This window comes from Bacillus sp. B15-48 (genome assembly GCF_016879755.1).
GTDB lineage: Bacteria > Bacillota > Bacilli > Bacillales > Cytobacillaceae > Mesobacillus_B.
Window position 1 is genome coordinate 607,641 of record NZ_WOFU01000002.1, and the last position, 15,619, is coordinate 623,259.

At 37.4% G+C, this 15,619-nt stretch carries 16 protein-coding genes; 3 read left to right on the forward strand and 13 right to left on the reverse strand.

What is annotated here, in order from left to right:
• Window positions 1-32: 32 nt before the first annotated feature.
• The 7 genes from grpE to gpr form a co-directional block, all read right to left on the reverse strand.
• On the reverse strand, window positions 33-617 hold the full coding sequence (grpE, locus tag GNT69_RS08595; RefSeq protein ID WP_203554535.1) for a nucleotide exchange factor GrpE: 585 nt from the start codon (window positions 615-617) through the stop codon (window positions 33-35).
• A 115-nt stretch (window positions 618-732) separates the two neighbouring features.
• A complete protein-coding gene (gene hrcA, locus GNT69_RS08600; protein ID WP_203554536.1) occupies window positions 733-1,764 on the reverse strand; it encodes a heat-inducible transcriptional repressor HrcA in 1,032 nt (343 codons plus the stop codon).
• Between the two features lie 138 nt (window positions 1,765-1,902).
• On the reverse strand, window positions 1,903-3,036 hold the full coding sequence (gene hemW, locus GNT69_RS08605; RefSeq protein WP_203554537.1) for a radical SAM family heme chaperone HemW: 1,134 nt from the start codon (window positions 3,034-3,036) through the stop codon (window positions 1,903-1,905).
• 79 nt (window positions 3,037-3,115) lie between these two features.
• Window positions 3,116-4,951 (reverse strand): translation elongation factor 4, encoded by a 1,836-nt coding sequence (gene lepA, locus GNT69_RS08610; protein WP_203554538.1) that lies wholly within the window; start codon window positions 4,949-4,951, stop codon window positions 3,116-3,118.
• A 161-nt stretch (window positions 4,952-5,112) separates the two neighbouring features.
• Window positions 5,113-5,442: a YqxA family protein gene (locus GNT69_RS08615; protein WP_203554539.1), complete on the reverse strand. Its 330-nt coding sequence runs from the start codon at window positions 5,440-5,442 to the stop codon at window positions 5,113-5,115.
• A gap of 26 nt (window positions 5,443-5,468) precedes the next feature.
• Window positions 5,469-6,662 (reverse strand): stage II sporulation protein P, encoded by a 1,194-nt coding sequence (gene spoIIP, locus GNT69_RS08620; protein WP_203554540.1) that lies wholly within the window; start codon window positions 6,660-6,662, stop codon window positions 5,469-5,471.
• A 98-nt stretch (window positions 6,663-6,760) separates the two neighbouring features.
• Entirely contained in the window at window positions 6,761-7,885 is a 1,125-nt protein-coding gene (gene gpr / locus GNT69_RS08625; RefSeq protein ID WP_203554541.1) for a GPR endopeptidase, read from the reverse strand.
• A 249-nt stretch (window positions 7,886-8,134) separates the two neighbouring features.
• On the opposite strand from gpr, the gene rpsT reads away from it, so the two are divergent.
• Window positions 8,135-8,395 (forward strand): 30S ribosomal protein S20, encoded by a 261-nt coding sequence (rpsT, locus tag GNT69_RS08630; RefSeq protein WP_203554542.1) that lies wholly within the window; start codon window positions 8,135-8,137, stop codon window positions 8,393-8,395.
• Between the two features lie 131 nt (window positions 8,396-8,526).
• Here rpsT and holA read toward each other — a convergent pair whose 3' ends face one another.
• On the reverse strand, window positions 8,527-9,543 hold the full coding sequence (holA, locus tag GNT69_RS08635; protein WP_203554543.1) for a DNA polymerase III subunit delta: 1,017 nt from the start codon (window positions 9,541-9,543) through the stop codon (window positions 8,527-8,529).
• 251 nt (window positions 9,544-9,794) lie between these two features.
• Between holA and GNT69_RS08640 the strand changes: the two genes are divergently transcribed.
• Window positions 9,795-9,929 (forward strand): YqzM family protein, encoded by a 135-nt coding sequence (locus tag GNT69_RS08640; RefSeq protein WP_203554544.1) that lies wholly within the window; start codon window positions 9,795-9,797, stop codon window positions 9,927-9,929.
• A gap of 85 nt (window positions 9,930-10,014) precedes the next feature.
• On the opposite strand, the gene GNT69_RS08645 is transcribed toward GNT69_RS08640, so the two are convergent.
• The 3 genes from GNT69_RS08645 to GNT69_RS08655 form a co-directional block, all read right to left on the reverse strand.
• Window positions 10,015-12,336, reverse strand: a complete 2,322-nt coding sequence (locus GNT69_RS08645) for a DNA internalization-related competence protein ComEC/Rec2 (protein ID WP_203554545.1) — start codon at window positions 12,334-12,336, stop codon at window positions 10,015-10,017.
• Window position 12,337: 1 nt separating this feature from the next.
• Window positions 12,338-12,790, reverse strand: a complete 453-nt coding sequence (locus GNT69_RS08650; RefSeq protein ID WP_203554546.1) for a ComE operon protein 2 — start codon at window positions 12,788-12,790, stop codon at window positions 12,338-12,340.
• Window positions 12,791-12,856: 66 nt separating this feature from the next.
• The gene (locus tag GNT69_RS08655; RefSeq protein WP_203554547.1) at window positions 12,857-13,498 is read right to left on the reverse strand and encodes a helix-hairpin-helix domain-containing protein; all 642 of its coding nucleotides are present in this window, start codon (window positions 13,496-13,498) and stop codon (window positions 12,857-12,859) included.
• A 96-nt stretch (window positions 13,499-13,594) separates the two neighbouring features.
• Here GNT69_RS08655 and comER point away from each other — a divergent pair, with 96 nt between their 5' ends.
• A complete protein-coding gene (comER, locus tag GNT69_RS08660) occupies window positions 13,595-14,419 on the forward strand; it encodes a late competence protein ComER (protein ID WP_203554548.1) in 825 nt (274 codons plus the stop codon).
• Between the two features lie 86 nt (window positions 14,420-14,505).
• On the opposite strand, the gene GNT69_RS08665 is transcribed toward comER, so the two are convergent.
• Both GNT69_RS08665 and rsfS read right to left on the reverse strand, forming a co-directional pair.
• A complete protein-coding gene (locus GNT69_RS08665) occupies window positions 14,506-15,261 on the reverse strand; it encodes a class I SAM-dependent DNA methyltransferase (protein WP_203554549.1) in 756 nt (251 codons plus the stop codon).
• Window positions 15,258-15,614, reverse strand: a complete 357-nt coding sequence (gene rsfS, locus GNT69_RS08670) for a ribosome silencing factor (protein WP_203554550.1) — start codon at window positions 15,612-15,614, stop codon at window positions 15,258-15,260. The genes GNT69_RS08665 and rsfS overlap by 4 nt, the downstream gene beginning before the upstream one ends.
• Window positions 15,615-15,619: the final 5 nt, after the last annotated feature.

Below are 15,619 nucleotides of genomic sequence, written 5' to 3' on the forward strand. Positions count from 1 at the left end.
AAATAATACCTCCCCACTATTATGTAAGCAATCTATTGATTCACTTTTACCATTGAAGGACGAATCACTCGGTCCTTTAAAATATAGCCTTTTTGTAATTCAGCCACTACGATATTAGAACCAAAGTTTTCATCATTATCCTGCATCACAGCCTGATGACGATGCGGGTCAAACTCCTGCCCAACCGCTTCAATCTGTTCAACACCCTCGTTTTTCAACGCAGTTAAAAGACTTTGATAAACCATCTCCATTCCTTTTAAAAGGGATTTTGATTGTTCATTTTCTGGTTCCATTTGCAGGGCCCTTTCAAAATTGTCAAGTGCCGGCAATAAGTCCGTCACAAGACTTTGTGCTCTATATTTGGCGCTTGCCTCAAGGTCCAACCTCGAACGGCGGCGGAAATTATCAAAATCTGCCTGAAGACGAAGGTAACGATTATCTGCTTCCTCAAGTTTCGCTTGTAATTCAGACACTTTTGTCTTCAAATCCTCTTCATTTTCCACTTCGACTTGATCAGCATTTGCAGCCTTTCCTTCAGCAGCTACTTCTTCAACAACTTTTTCCTGTTGATTTTGCTCACACTCCAATTCCGGAGCCATATTATTTTTCTCTTCCATGTACTAACTCACCTCCCTTTAAAGATTAACACTATCGTTTTCATCTGCTTCGTCATTTTAAATGTTAATGGATGGAACTGCGTGTTGTGTTCCACCCTTAACAATATTTCCATGCTTATTTATTTTGATACAAATCTGTCAGGACCTTTGATAAATCTGAACTGATAAATCGAAGCAAACTAATCACTCTTGAATATTCCATCCTTGTTGGTCCTAAAACTGCAACTGTTCCAAGCTTTTCATCTCCAATTGAGTAAGTAGCGGTAATTAAACTGCAATTTTCCATTGCTGAATTATTATTTTCCCGGCCGATTTTTACGTTAATGCCCTTAGGATTTTCACGAATAAGTTGTGAAATTCCATCCTCATGTTCAATCATTGACATTAAACCACGTATTTTACCGATGTCATTGAATTCAGGCTGGTTCAACATGTTTGTTTTTCCGCCGAAAAATACTTTTTCACTAGCCGGGATGGCCAACGCTTCAGAAAAGGAATTCATTAAGACGTCATAATTTTTTATATGCTGTCTTAAAATATTTGCTACCTCTTTATATATGTGTTCATTTAGATGGACGAGTGAAACGCCTGTTAAACGTTCATTTAAAATATTGACCATTTTTTCTACATCACTAGGGTCAATACTCCCTGGAAAGTGGAATGTTCGATTTTCGACATGCCCTGTATCAGTGACAATAATGGCAATCGCAGTATCTTGATTTAATGGAATAATTTGCAGTTTTTTTAGCTTGTTTTCATTAACGGTAGGACCAAGGACAATCGACGTATAACTGGTCAACTCCGAAAGGATTTTTGCTGATCTTTGAACAATTTTTTCAAGTTCATAAATCTGCTCAGCAAAGATTGAACGGACGGATTGTATTTCGGTCTTTTTTAATTTTTGTGGAGGGAGCAAATGGTCCACATAGTAACGATACCCTTTTTCGGAAGGAATTCTCCCTGAAGAAGTATGCGTCTTTTCAATAAAACCTAATTCCTCTAAGTCAGCCATTTCATTGCGAATTGTAGCAGAACTGAATAAGATTTCTTCCTTTTTCGACAGACTCCTAGAACCTACCGGTTGAGCGGTACGAATAAAGTCATCAACAATTACCTGTAAAATCAATACTTGTCGGTCTGTTAACAACAATCATCACCCCTGTTAGCACTCTTTGTTAACGAGTGCTAAATCTAATAATAAATTATCAATAATATGCGCTATTGTCAATGGTTTGATCTAGAGAAACTACCTGCATCCTCTCCGTAACAACATACTTTTTTTAAGCTACTGTAAAAATGCCTGGAAGACTTCATTCCCTAACAAGCGCCCTTGGCGTGTTAGCCGGATAAATTCATCTGTATACTCAATTAAACTTTTTGCTGACAAATCATTTATTTCCTGTTCGAATAAATGAAGGGGATTTACTTTAAATTTTTCTGTGAATTTCCAAACAGACACACCTTCTGTTTTTCTTAATCCAAGAAACATCTCTTCTTCCATTTGTTCAGCCTTTGTAGTTTGGTGATTTTCCAATAATGGATACTTGCCGTTTTGTAACGGATCGATATATTTTTTTAGCGGGCCATAATTAGACCTGCGATACCCATCGACATAACTATGTGCTCCGGCACCAAACCCGAAGTATTCGTCATTATTCCAATAAGTTAAATTATGTTTGCTTTCATATCCTCGTACAGCAAAATTACTAATTTCATATTGCCTTAACCCTTTTTTTTCCATTTCATCCATTAGCAACTCATACATTGCCGCCTCTGTTTCCTCACTAGGCAAGTGAAGCTTTCCGCGATTCATTAAGTTATAAAAAACCGTTTTCGGTTCAATAATGAGCGAATAACCTGAGTAATGAACTAAATTTAATTCCAACGCAGTTCTTAATGTCGACTTAAACTCTTCAAGCGATTGTTCGGGCAAACTATAGATCAAATCAACACTTATATTTTCAAAACCAGTAGTTTTAGCTGTCTCAATCGACTGAAATACATCTGCTGCTCGATGCGAGCGCCCAATCGATTTTAAGAGCTCATCATTAAACGATTGCACACCAAAGCTTAAACGGTTGACTCCTGCAGATTTTAAAATGGTCATTTTTTCCTTCGTTAAATCACCAGGGTTTGCTTCAAATGTAAATTCTGTCCTCTCATTAACCGGAAGATGCTCCCTAATTATTCGAACAAGGGAATCAAGTTGGTTCGCATTTAAAGCTGTAGGTGTCCCTCCACCGACAAAAATGGATTGAAGCTCATTATCTGGGAAATCAGCAACCGTCATTTTTATTTCTTTTTCAAGGCTAGATAAATATTCTCCAATCGGCTGCCTATCCATTAATACTTTATTAAAATCGCAATAATGGCAAATATGGTGACAAAAGGGAATATGGATATAGGCTGCTTGTATCAAATCATCACTTCCTGTTTTTTAAAAAAGAGGCTAGAACCGGTTGAGTCCAATAACCCCGGTCTAACCTCTCCTTTATATTTTATTTTTTCAAATTATTGTCATCCATCTTAAGCACAGCCATGAATGCTTCTTGAGGTACTTCAACAGAACCTACTTGCTTCATTCGTTTTTTTCCTTCTTTTTGCTTTTCCAATAACTTTCTCTTTCTGGAGATATCTCCACCATAACATTTTGCTAATACGTTTTTACGGATCGCTTTTATCGATGAACGGGCGACAATTTTTGTACCGATCGCTGCTTGTATAGGAACTTCGAATTGCTGTCTAGGAATCAGTTCTTTAAGCTTTTCAACAATGACTTTTCCACGTTCATAGGCAAAGTCTCTATGCACAATAAAACTGAGAGCGTCCACTTTTTCTGCATTAAGCAAAATGTCCATTTTCACAAGGGTAGATGGCTTATAACCAATTAATTCATAATCAAAAGAGGCATACCCTTTTGTGTTTGATTTTAACTGATCGAAAAAGTCATAAACAATTTCAGATAGCGGAATTTCATAGACGATACTAACACGAGTTTCGTCCAAGTATTGCATATCAATAAAAACTCCACGCTTATCCTGGCATATTTCCATGATTGGTCCTACAAAATCATTTGGGGCCATCATCGTAGCTTTTACATATGGTTCTTCAATGCGATCAATTTTTTGTGGATCTGGCATATTCGAAGGATTATCTACCTTTATTTCAGATCCATCAGTCATAACCACATGATAAATAACACTTGGTGCCGTTGTAATTAGATCAATTTTAAATTCCCTTTCAATCCGTTCCTGAATGATTTCCATATGAAGCAACCCAAGAAACCCACAGCGAAAGCCAAATCCTAACGCCTGTGAAGTTTCCGGTTCATATTGCAAGGCAGAATCATTTAATTCCAGTTTTTCTAGCGCTTCTCTTAAATCATTAAATCTCGCTGTATCAATTGGATAAAGCCCGCAATATACCATTGGATTTAATTTACGATAGCCAGGCAAAGGCTGAGTCGCACCGTTTTTCGCATTTGTTATCGTATCCCCGACACTTGTGTCACCGACGTTTTTAATCGCCGCAGTCAAAAAGCCAACATCACCAACTGATAACTCATCAACCAGGACTGGTTTTGGATTAAAGACTCCAACTTCCGTCACTTCAAACTCTTTTCCAGTCGCCATCATTTTAATTTTGTCGCCAGCTTTAACGGTTCCATCAACGACGCGTATATAAGCCACAACGCCACGGTAAGCGTCATATAAAGAGTCAAAGATTAGTGCTTTTAATGGAGCGTCAGGATCGCCTTCTGGTGCAGGGACCTTTTTGACAATTTCTTCAAGGATTTCTTCAATCCCTATTCCTGCCTTCGCAGACGCCAGTACAGCTTCAGACGCATCTAGCCCAATGACATCTTCAATTTCACCTCTAACTCGCTCAGGGTCAGCACTTGGAAGGTCAATTTTATTAATAACCGGTAAGATTTCCAAGTCATTGTCTAACGCCAAATAAACATTGGCAAGCGTCTGTGCTTCAATCCCTTGAGCAGCATCAACTACAAGAATTGCCCCCTCACAAGCAGCAAGACTTCTAGACACTTCGTACGTAAAATCGACATGTCCAGGGGTATCAATTAAATGAAAGGTATAAAGTTCTCCATCGGATGCCTTGTATTTCAATTGGACAGAATTTAATTTAATTGTTATACCACGTTCACGCTCTAAGTCCATCGAATCCAGGAGCTGTTCCTTCATTTCCCTTGATGTTAAAGCATTTGTTTTTTCAAGGATACGATCTGCAAGTGTCGATTTCCCATGGTCAATATGGGCAATAATTGAAAAATTACGGATCCTAGATTGTTGTTTCAATCTTTCTTCTCTACTCATTGTTGCTTCACTCCTACCTTACTCGCGCATACACACTATTTTTTGATTATATCAGCAGGGAATTGAAGATTCAATTACAAAAGCGGAAGTGGCCCATACGAACCGCTTATTAATCATAAAGTGCAGAAGAAAAGCAGCAAGTGTATCCCCGCTGCTTTTTGTTATTTTGTTATGATATCTAGCGATTTTGTTACAGTAGATTCGATTCCTTCGGCGATTTTTTTTCCTATTGAAGAAAAGAAATTAAATGTTTCCATCTTCTCTAATTGCTCTCGTTTCTTCTGTAAATCATGACTAGAGACATTATTTCCGAAAATGGTCGTTTCATTTTTTCCTTTTTCATTTTCCTTTACTATAAAGGCCGATTGAAAACTAGGATCCTCATAACCCTTCATATCGTGAATTCCATTATTTGCAAGCTGCATTCCCGTCAATACGCAAACGAACATGATACACGCTAATAGAAAGGTTTTCAGCATAAATAATTTCATCTTTTATCACCCTAGCCTGGCAAAAATTAATGATTTAGTTGTGCATCCACTTGTTCTGCTTGCCAATAGTATTCACTGAATACATCGGCTAGTGCATCTGCTGATCGGTAAAGCTCCTCGAATGTATTATCCACCCCACCAAACTCTACTAATAATACATTTTGTGATAAATCTTGATTGTACACTCCATTCATACCAGCGCCCTTATTTTCAATGATGCCTCGACTCAAACCTTTATAGTTCTCTTCCAATAAATGATGCAGTTCGGATGCAAATTTTAAATTCTTCTCATAGTTTTGGTTATTGCCACCAATAACGAAAGCTAGCTTTGCATATGATTCTCCATCGATTGTGATCGTTGTATCTTTTTTGCGTCTGCTATCACGATGAATATCAATAAAATAGGTTAAATCACGACTTCCTGTCATCGCCTCCTGAACAACGCCTCTAGATTCCTGGTAGGCTTGACTAAACCTCAGCCCTTTCTCATTTAACTGGCCCATTATATCGGTTTTATCTACAGTCGTGCCAATCCCTTTCGCCACAAGACTTTCTTTTAATCGGTCACCGATATTCGTTACATTTACTTGTGAATGATAGGCATGATCTGGATTTGTTACCCCTTCTAAGTAAGGCAGGAAAGACTCACGATTATGGGAAAAATAAAGATAGACTACCTTTTGGTCCCCCGTTGAATTCGGTGGCGCTACGGAGCCTCCACCACTCCCTTCCCCAGTGTTAATATCTTCCGTATTCTTTAAAGCCGCCTCCTGCTCCGCTTGAAGCACTTCAAGGGGAGGTGCAGACTCTATCGGCATATTCGTATAATTCGTTCCTTCCCCTGCTACTAATATTTTCCCATCAAATAAATCAAATCCTGGAAGTTCTCTGCCAAGAAAACTTCTAGGATCATCTAAACTAATATTCGTTGATAGTTCGAAAGCTAAGCTTGATAAACGAATTGTTTTCTCAGTTTCTGGGAGAGATTGCAAAAATTGATGATTTTCCCAACCCATTAGCCGGTATAATGCCTCGCCATCAATCGTGTCTGCTGCATGATTAATTGAAGCAGATGTGATTCGTAACTCCGGCTTTAAAGAAGTCAACATTCCACTTAAAGTAAAGACAGCGATAAGAAAAAATATAAAAAACAATGCTACTCTTAGTAGGCTTGTCCCTTGAACAGTTACAATCATTCCTCGTCCTTTTAAACGTTTCACCGTTCCACCTCTTTTAGCAAGTCTAGTAATTCATATGACTTTACTAGAAAAGATAGAACATAAAACAAAAAACGTTCTACAAAAGACAGTTACATGATTTAATGAGTATAACTTCCCACATTATCTTCGTTTACTTTAGAATGTAAGGCAGCATTCAATCCACTCGCGATTAAGTTTGCCATGTCTTCAATAAAAACATCTACCTCTTTAGGTGTAACCATCAAATTATGTCCCAATGGCGCAAGAACTTCATAGATTAATTTCCGCTTTTCTTCTTCTTCAAGTGTTCCGACCATTCCTAAAAATGTTTGTCTTTGTTCTTCCTCTGGCAAGTCCTTATCCGTAAGTTTCTTTTTCTTTCCAAAGGTCATTCCCGCTGGAACTAACGACCTAGATGGACGATCTCCTTCGCGCATTTCTTTGCCAAAATGTTTTAAGATAAAGTCTATCGCATCACTTGTAATTGAAACAGCATCAACAACGGTTGGAACTCCAATGGCAATGACTGGTACTCCAAGAGTTTCTTGACTAATTTCCTTTCGTTTGTTTCCAACTCCGGACCCTGGATGAATCCCTGTATCTGAAATTTGGATTGTACTGTTTACTCTTTCAATTGACCTGGAAGCTAAAGCATCGATGGCAATGACAAAGTCTGGTTTTGTTTTTTCAACTACACCGTAAATAATATCACTCGTTTCGATTCCAGTGAGTCCCATAACCCCTGGAGCTAACGCGCTGACTGGACGATATCCATCCTCAACATGTTCAGGTTGCAATTCATATAAGTGACGAGTTACGAGTAAATTCTCACAAACAATCGGTCCAAGCGCATCAGGGGTCACATTCCAATTCCCTAAACCTACAATGAGACACTTAGCATCTTTCCCAATTCCTTTTTGCTTAAGGAAATTTGCAAACTCAGAAGCAAATACAGTCTGAACTTTTCTTTGAAGTTCACTATCTTGTTGGCGAATACCAAGAACTTCAATGGTTAAATATTTGCCGCTTTTTTTCCCAATGATTTTTTCTCCCTCACTTGTAACTTCCACCGAAGAAATTTTTATATCATTCTCTTCTTTTTCTTTTATAATTACACCTTCAAGATGTGACACATCCGATTCATCTTGTACAGTCGCCACTCGTTCAGTGACTGCCATTTCCCGAGCTTCAATTGCTAAATCAGTTCTGACTGAATACATACTTAAATCAATTGAATCTTTCATTATGCACCCTCCTCCAATAATTATTTCCTATCTTTTCCTATAATGTAAAACTTCATTCAAAACGAATATGTTTTATCATTTTCGAAAATAAAAAATAAAAACATTTCACTTAAAACGAAGTGAAATCAATGAAGAGTATTGCATTATTGACTGCTGAATGATAAAATATCTCTTGTTCTTAACAATTAAGAAAACGTACTGGAAAGGTCGAGTTCCATTAATTCTCGACGCTTTTAGGAGGTGAACGGAATGCCAAACATTAAATCTGCTATTAAACGTGTAAAAGTTAGTGAAGCTAATAGAGCACAAAACATTACAGTTAAATCTGCGATGCGTACCGCTGTAAAAAAAGCTGAAGCTGCAATCGTTAATAACGATAGCGAAGCAAACACAGCATTTGCTGCTGCTGCAAGCAAGCTTGACAAAGCTGCTACTAAAGGACTTATCCATAAAAACGCAGCTGCCCGCAAAAAATCTCGCTTAATGAAAAAATTGAACGCAAACGGTTAATTTTTTCATCAAACGATTCGTTTGAGAACATACAAAAACGACCACTTGTAAAGGGTCGTTTTTTATTTTGTATACACAAAAACACTAAGCGCCAAACACGTACAAATGGTTGGCGCTTTTTCATCAATTCTTTACGATCGATTAAGCTGTAACACGATCATTTCAACCAATAATTCCTTTTTCATTCCGCCTGTTTTCATCTGAAAATCGGCATTAGCAATCATTTTTATAATTTTCGTCAATTCTTCATCGGAAAAATACTTAGCCTGCCCAGCTGCCAACTTTACACGATAAGGATGGGCTTTCAAAAAACCTGCCATTTGTTGCTGTCCATAACCTTTTCGACTTAATTCTTTTACTTGATAAATCAAACGAAACTGCCCTGCCATTAGCGCTAATATTTTGATTGGCTCCTCATTTTGTTTAAGTAAATCATAATAAATACGTAATGCGTCTTCGATATTACGATGAACGATTTTATCGATTAGCGAAAAAATATTTTGTTCAAGTGATCTCGCCACGAGCTTGTCCACCATGTTCGAATCAATCTCTTTTGCTTCTCCAGCATACATGACCAGCTTGTCGACTTCACTCGCAAGCATAAAAAGATTGGGTCCAGCAAGAGTTAGCATCATCTCAATTGCTTCTATCTTAATACTTACACCATTGCTATTCGCCCTGTTTTTTATCCATGATTTCAAGTCAGCTTCACCAAGTGTTTTTGCCTCTCCAACGATTGCCTTTCGTTTTAATGCTTTCGTAATTTTTTTCCTTTCATCTAATTTTTCATAGGGAGCAGCAAAAACGACAACTGAATAAGGGGATGGCTCTGACAAATAAGCTTCAAGTCTAGATAAATTATGTTCTACTTTCCCCTTTTGCTTTTCTGAAGTTAAAAAAACTGGATTTTGAAGAAAAATCAGCCTTTTTTCTCCCATAAATGGAAAAGTTTCCGCATCTTCTACTGCTGCTTCGATTGGGGTTTCTTCGAGATCGTAACTGGAAAAATTAAAATCGATTTCCTCTTCCCGTAACACATTTTTTATCAGCAGTTGCTTCGTTTCATTAATTAAGAACGATTCGGTCCCATACAATAAATAAATAGGTTCAATTTTCTGTTTGTTGATTTCTTTCCAAATATGTAGCACCTGTTCTCCTCGCTCCGTTCATTCAATTTCCTCTTTCTATCGTAAAGAAGCTTGGTCCGTTTGGCAAGCATGCGGAATCGCCAAATTTAATCTAGCGATTCCACAATTTATAGTAAACGTTGTATATAAGCCCCGGGTAACTTATATAACAACGGTGCACCATGTTAGAATATTAGAAAACGCTTTACTACACTGGTATTTTCACAAAAAATCGTCTATACTAAATCTGAAAATAGGAGGGGGATGGGCTAATGAATCAATTTGAAAAGAATATCAATAATAAACGACATGATATTGTTGATGCAGGAGTTGGTTTCATCGTTTCATTTGTTTTTTTTGCAACGATGTTCATCATTGCAACAGTGATTCAAGTGATTGGAAGTTAATAAATACTTACTTTGCTTGAATGGTGGGGATTGCCTAATGGCAGTCTCTTTTTTGTTATCTTAAGACTGATGGTTTAATTACATCCTATGGAATCCAAGTACGAAAGGTTCCATTTTTTCCTTTAAAAAGATACAAAATTGCACCGTTTTGATCCGTACGATAAATTTCAACATTCCCCTCTTCTAACCGTTCAAGTACATCTTTATGTGGGTGCCCGTAACGATTTCCACGACCCACAGTAATAACAGCAACCTCTGGTAAAATCGTATCGAGAAAAAGTTGAGAAGTTGATGAATTACTGCCATGATGCCCTACCTTTAAAAAATCAACCTTCAGATCACGAAAGACAGTTATTAGCTGTTCCTCCCCGCTTTGCTCTAAGTCACCAGTAAATAGCCATGTTTTCCCGCCAACCTGTGCCCAAATAACAATCGATCCATCGTTCTTCTTTGAAAGCTCCTCCATCGGGCTAAGCACCAGAAACCGATTGTCTTCAACATACCAACCATGCCCCTTTCCGACAATTTCTACTTTAATCTTTTTTCTCATGGCCATTTCTAAAATTTCAATTTCCTTCTCCGATCGTTCGCTCGCAACTGGCAACATGATTTCCTTAATTTTTAATTCAGAGATTAACGCAATCGCTCCGCCAATATGATCCATATCCCCATGAGTTAAAATAAGCTTATCGATTTTTCTAATCCCTTCGCTTTTCAAATATGGAACGAGCACATCTTTTCCAACTTCATAAGCATCTCTACGGCTTTGCCAATCTTCTCTATTAAAAGTAATCGTCCCTCCAGTATCAATTACGTAAGTACCACGTTGATAAGGAAGCTGTATAAGAATGCTATCACCTTGACCAACATCGACAAAAACAATCTTTCCATACGGTGAAAGGTAAGGAGACACAAGTTGAATGAAGATTGGAAGGAATGGAAGGACAAATAAGAAAAGAAGCTTACTGTGGCTAAAATATTTCTTTTCCCACCAAATAAATGTAACCACTAATGTAACAATGTAAATGAACAATTGAACGCTAGCAGGTTTACCTATAATAAGAGAAGACATTGGCAACGAGGCAAAGGAATAGGAAAAAGTATTCGTCAACAAAATTAATTTTGTAATGAGCGGAAGCAACAAATCTAGAGCAAATGGAAAAACAAGTTGAATGAAATATACAACCAAAATCAAAGGAAGAAGAATGATTGAAAAAAGCGGAACAAATAGCAAATTTGAGACGACGGCAATCAATGAAATCTCATAAAAATAATTGATAATAATGGGGATACTTGTTAAGTGGGAGATAATGGAGACTACAGCTATTCTAGAAAGATAAGATGAAAATCGGCAAATAATTCTTCCTGCAGAAAGAATAAGTGCCAAACTTACAAAAAATGATAGTTGGAACCCTGGCTCATAAATGATCATTGGAGATAAGGTGATTAGCAACAAACATGTAATTGAGAGGATGTCAATGGGGGGAATTCTAAGTTTCCATCTTCGTAAAAGCAAAAAAATTAAAAGCATTGTTGCAGCGCGCATGACCGAAGGTGCTAATCCAGTTAAGATGGCATAAAGCGGAAGCAAGATGATTAGGGAAAGTTCTGCCTTTTCCTTCGTTACTCCAAAGAAAAGCAGCAAATAAAAAACCATACCTGTAAGCAGGCCAACATGCAAACCTGAAATCGCCAACAGATGAACCGTACCGTTTTTTGTATAACTGTCTTTTGTTTCTGGACTCATTAATTGCCGATCACCAAATAATAGTGCAGAAAAGATTGCGGCAGTTTCTTCCTCAAGATGATCAGCAAATGTTTGAACCTCTTTTTGTCTATATGTTCGCAAAATCGTTAATATATTTCTTTTCCCATGCGATATTCGATTTAAATCTATTTCTTCCGGTTCAAGCATCCAATAAATATTCTTTCTTTGTAAATATTGCTGGTAGTTAAAACCATTTGGATTTCTTGATTGACCTGGTTGTTTAAGACTACCAGCAAGGAAAATTTTTGTTCCAGGATATATGGTCTCTTTTAAAGAGACCTTTTCCTGGGAGGAACGGATACGATAACTCAACATCGCCTTTTCACGTTCAGGAAGAATTTCTACGAGAGCGGATAACCTGTCGCCGTCAAATTTAACCTCGTCAATAATACGAATCGTAAAACTCGTTTCCTTTCCACTGAATACTGATTCTTGCGCTCCTTCGGATAAATTGGCTACATGGATAAAGAACAGATACACAATCAAAAAAAAGCTTAATTGCCGATACGTGAATTTTTTATAAATGAATAAAATAAGATAAAACGCAAGAAAAACAAAACTAAATGCAAAAGCATTTTCAAAAACAGTTAGAAGAGCTAAAATCGCAATAATTGCTACATAAATGCAATTCCCTCTCATTTTAATCCCGTTCTTCTAAAAGGACTTTTCGACTATGGACTTGTTCTGTATTAACCCCTGCTTTTTCAAACAATTCCATCGCATATGGATGGTTTTTATAGTCTTCAGCATAATACACAGTTTTAATACCAGCTTGAATAATCGCTTTACAACATTGCAAACACGGGAAATGAGTAACATAAATCTCAGCATCAGCTGTAGGAACACCGAACTTAGCACATTGCAAGAGAGCATTCATTTCTGCATGAATTGTACGGATACAATGATTATCGATGACATAGCATCCTTCATCAATACAATGCTCCCCTCCTGCAATTGAGCCATTGTATCCTCCAGCAATAATTCGCTTGTCTCTTACAATTGTTGCTCCAACCGCTAATCTTGTACAAGTACTACGTAGCGCAAGCAATTGACTCTGTACCATAAAATATTCATTCCATGAAATGCGTTCCATGATGCTTCTCCTTCCATTCACCTTTTCTTTTTTAGTTTACTTGTTTCCATGCACATCTGCAATTTCTTATTTCACAGAAATAAAGTCTTGTAATTTCTCAAAAGTTTTCTCCCCAATTCCTGAAATTAATTTCAGCTCATCAATACTTTTGAAAGGTCCGTTCGTTTCTCTAAATTCAATAATAGCCGCCGATTTAGCAGGACCGATGCCAGGCAATGTCTCAAGTTCACTAGCTGTTGCCGAATTTAGATTAATCTTTGAGTTCGTTTCACTTGAGAGACTCACACCTCCTGTAAAATCCTCACTTAAGAATGCTGGCGCTTCTTCACCAATTATCGGAACATATATACTCATCTCATCAGCGACTTTCAATGCAAAATTTATCGCTGATGAGTCAGCATCTTTTGTGAGTCCCCCTGCCTTTTCAATTAGTTGAATGATTCGTTCGCTTTCATCGACTTCATAAACTCCAGGATTCGCTACAGCTCCTTTCACTTCTGCCATCATAACCACCTTACTAATTATTTCTTCTGTACGAGATTCCATATTCTGTGGCTTTTCCTCTGTTATTTCAGGAAGTCCCCATTCCTCATTCGTCTCAAACACCCCTTGATCAACAGAATATAAATGATATCCATAGGCTAAAAAAACAAGCACAATGAAAACTGCTATTATCATTCGTTTATTTTCATTCAACCAATCAACCATCTTTATCCACCTTTCTTAATCTTGGTATATTTTTTCCTAATGAGACATAAGTTGTTAGGAGTAAGGAATGGAACTGCGTGAAGGAGGGAAGGGACTTTGAAAATAGGGATTATTGGCACCGGTAATATGGGGAGGATATTAACTGAAGCCCTGATTGATGGGAATGCTGTTTCCCCTTCTTCAATGATCATTACGAATCGAACATTGATGAAAGCGACTGATTTAAAAAAAGCATACCCAGAGATTACCGTTGGAACAACCGCAGCAGAAGTGGTAGAGAAAGCAGATGCCATTTTTGTTTGTGTAAAACCACATGACGTCTACCCTTTAGTTCAAGAACTTAACTCTGTTCTAAATGAGGATAAATGCCTCATCTCCATTACTAGTCCAATTAGCGTGAAGCAATTAGAGAGTATAGTTACTTGTTCTGTTGCTAGAGTAATACCAAGTATTACAAATAGAGCACTTGCAGGGGTATCTTTAGTTTCTTTTGGAGAAAAATGCAGTTCTTATTGGCAGCATGAACTTACCTGTTTATTGAAGCATTTTTCAACCCCAATTGAAATCGATTCAAATATTACGAGAGTTGCGTCAGATATTGTTAGCTGTGGACCTGCTTTTTTCAGCTACCTCAGTCAACAATTCATCTCAGCTGCCGTAAAAAAAACCGAGATCAATTATGAAACTGCAACAAAACTGACAGGAGAAATGTTAATTGGTCTTGGTGAGCTGTTGAAGAAGGAGTATTATACATTGCCAACCTTACAGGAAAAGGTCTGTGTCAAAGGTGGAATTACAGGAGAAGGTATTAAAGTTCTTGAAAATGAACTAGGGGATGTTTTTGAACTTTTATTTAATGCAACGCATGAAAAGTTTGAGGAAGATTTAAGGAAAACGAGAGAACAATTTGGTATAAAATAAACTTCTCGATAAATGAACAAAACTCCTGCTTTTTTTAAAATAAAAAAACAAGTGCTTTATAATTAAGCACTTGTTTTTTTCTGCCTTTACTTTAAATCCTTCTTTCTTGCCACAAACATGATTCGTTCCGAATCATCACTTGGTAAAGTAGGTAAAAAATCAGCAGTAAGCTCTAACAATTCAAACCCAGCATTTTCCAGCCAAATTTTATACATTGTCGGTTCAAAAGTTCTTTGTAAATGGTGTTCATCGACTCGATCATATTGTCCTGTCATCTCATCATAAACGAAAAAAGTGAGTTCATGTTCAACACTATGAGGCGACTCTCCAGAAAAACAGTCCCAAATATAAGCTATTTCTTCATCATTATAGGTGAATGGACTACTTTGAAAAATAACATCCATTTTATATATAGAATGAACATCAAAAAGAAATAAACCGCCCGGGCTTAAATGTTGGTAAACCTTTGCAAACGTTTTTTTAACATCGACTTCTTCTGAAATGTAATTAAGCGAATCACAAAAGATGCCAACGACATCAAACTCACTAAGACCAGTTAACTCTGTCATATCTTGATGGTAATAGGGAATTTCCAATCCCTCTTCTTCTGTTTTTGCCTGAGCAACAGCAAGCATATCCTCTGATAAATCAATTCCTGTAACTTGAAAACCTGCTTTTGCAAGCCGTATGGAAAGCTCACCTGTTCCACAAGCCAAATCCATTAACCGGCTTCCGCTAACTTCATACTTTTTTGATCTATCGATGACCCAGTTCACCCATCCATCATAAGGGACATCCACCATCAATGTATCATATAGATAGGCAAATTTTTGATAGGTCATTGACTAAGCTCGCTCTCTATGTTTTCAATTGGAGCATCTCCCCAAAGACGTTCTAAATTATAATATGTCCGTTCATCACGGTGGAAAACATGGGCAATGGTATCTCCTAAATCAATCAAAACCCACCGGGCTTCATCGAACCCTTCAATTCGTTTGATTTCAAAACCATTTTCTTCAGCCTTTTCTTTAATTTCTCGAGCAATCGCTTGCACTTGTTTATCAGAGTTCCCATGACAAATCATAAAATAATCGGAAACTAAGGAAATTCCTTTCATATTTAAAACGAGGATATCCTCTGCTCGTTTATCATCCGCTGCTTTTACAGCTGTTTGTAGCAATTGCCGTTCGTTCATTCAAT